The organism is Paratractidigestivibacter sp. (assembly GCF_052362415.1).
In the GTDB taxonomy this organism is placed as follows: domain Bacteria; phylum Actinomycetota; class Coriobacteriia; order Coriobacteriales; family Atopobiaceae; genus Paratractidigestivibacter.
On the sequence record NZ_DAWEMK010000089.1, the window covers coordinates 1 to 979 of the forward strand.

The 979-nt window shown below is 62.1% G+C and carries 1 protein-coding gene; it reads left to right on the plus strand.

Annotated features, from left to right (window positions below; genetic code table 11):
- Window positions 1-219 precede the first annotated feature (219 nt).
- On the plus strand, window positions 220-979 hold a 760-nt coding region (locus tag ACT84W_RS08315), incomplete at its 3' end, for a phage tail tape measure protein (RefSeq protein WP_444328866.1).

The following is a 979-nucleotide window of genomic DNA, read 5'->3' on the forward strand; positions in this document are numbered from 1 at the left end:
ACGAGGTAAGAACCGACGGTAAAGCCAACGCCCTCACGGCGTCGGGACATCAGAGTACTCTCGAGCCTTCCACACCTCAGTCGGCGAGCTCCGACGGGAACGCCTGACCGACTTCCTGATGGAATACTACGAGGCAGCCGAGGAGGCCAAGCGGCAACGCGACAAGGCCGCCTCAATGCCCCGGAATAACTTCAGGAAATACAGAAGGAGGTGACACTGATGGCAGGCAAAAACAAGATCATGCAGGCCGTCGTCAGCTTCGCCGGCACCATCGACCCCTCCCTCGGGAAGGCGATGGACAACGTCGCGGGACACCTCGACAAAGTAAACTGGAAGGCCGTTGCCGTCGGTGCTGCCGTGGGCGGCATCGCTGTGGCGACGGGCAAGGCGGTCGTCGAGGCCGGGAAGTATCTGGCAGAGCTGGGCGACGACTACAACAAAGCCATGAACCAGCTCTCCGCATCTACCGGCGCCACCGGCGACGAGCTGGACGCGCTGGGCGAGAGTGTAAAAAACATCTACGCGCAGAACCTCGGCGAGGACTTCAACGACGTGGCCGAAGGGCTGGCCGCTACGCAGAAAGCGAGCGATCTGGCAGGCGAAGCACTGGAGCAGGCCACCGCGGCCGGCTTCGTGCTGCGTGACACCTTCGACTACGACATCAGTGAAAGCGCCAGAGCCGCCTCGGCTCTGATGAAAAACTTCAACATCAGCGCCGAAGAAGCCTACGGCCTAATTGCCACCGGCGCACAGAACGGCGCAGACAAAAACGGCGACCTGCTCGACACCCTGAACGAATACTCGGCGCAGTTTGCGGCCCTCGGCCTGAGCGCCGACCAGTTCATGGGCTCCCTCGTGGAAGGCGCTGACGCCGGCCTGTTCAGCATCGACAAAGTGGCCGACGCCGTCAAGGAGTTCAACATCAGAGCGAAAGACGGCAGCGACAGCAGCGCCGAAGCCTTCAAGGGCCTCGGCCTCA